The sequence below is a fragment of the Leucobacter sp. M11 genome, assembly GCF_035726885.1.
Lineage (GTDB): Bacteria > Actinomycetota > Actinomycetes > Actinomycetales > Microbacteriaceae > JAPFRB01.
On record NZ_JAPFRB010000003.1, the window covers coordinates 297,806 to 298,499 of the forward strand.

General features: G+C 68.2%; 1 protein-coding gene and 1 pseudogene. Both read right to left on the reverse strand.

The annotated features are described in order from the left end of the window. A pseudogene (locus OOT08_RS19145) lies at window positions 1-77 on the reverse strand (FHA domain-containing protein FhaB/FipA); the annotation flags it as partial. Then, window positions 74-694: DUF3662 and FHA domain-containing protein (locus tag OOT08_RS09725; RefSeq protein ID WP_325092445.1), on the reverse strand; the 621-nt coding region annotated here is incomplete at its 5' end. The pseudogene OOT08_RS19145 and the gene OOT08_RS09725, both read right to left, overlap by 4 nt.

The following is a 694-nucleotide window of genomic DNA, read 5'->3' on the forward strand; positions in this document are numbered from 1 at the left end:
TACATAATCGCGAACACGAACAGCCACAGCAGGAGCAGGAAGCCGAAACGGAACACGATGAGGGTGAGTTCGGTCACAGGTCCCTCCAGAAATCTTGGTCGACCGCCGGCTGAACCACGGTGTGGTCGGAGGGTTCGGCGGGGGCCGGGCGTTCCGGCCGGGGGGACTCCGGGATGAGGGAGAAGCGAAGCGAGGTCTTCCCGATCGTGAGCACGGTGTCGGGGATGAGGGCGGCCTCGCGGAAGCGCTGGCCGTTGATCTTCGAGCCGTTCGTCGAGCCGAGATCGCGCGCGGTTCCCTTGGCGCCGTCCCAGGTGATCTCGAGGTGGGCGCGGCTCGCGCCGCTGTCGGAGATAGTGATGTCGGCGTCGCTGCCGCGCCCAATGACCGTGGTGCCGCGGCGGAGGGGGTGACGGGCGCCGTTCACGTCGAGCACCGCCAGCCAGTTCACCTCGTTCGAGACCCGGGAGGCGTCCACCTGGAGCACGCCCGGGGTCATCCCGGGGTCGTCCACGATGTCGATGACGACGGGGCCAAGGAAACGGTAGCCCTGCCGCTTCGCGTGCTTGTGGACGACGGCGCGCAGCTCCTGGGGGAGGGTCTGGCCGAGGCCGCTCAGGCGTTCGTAGTCCTGCGAGGAGACGCGGACCGAGAAAGAGTTCGGGGTGAGGACGCGGTCGCGGTCCACGATCAC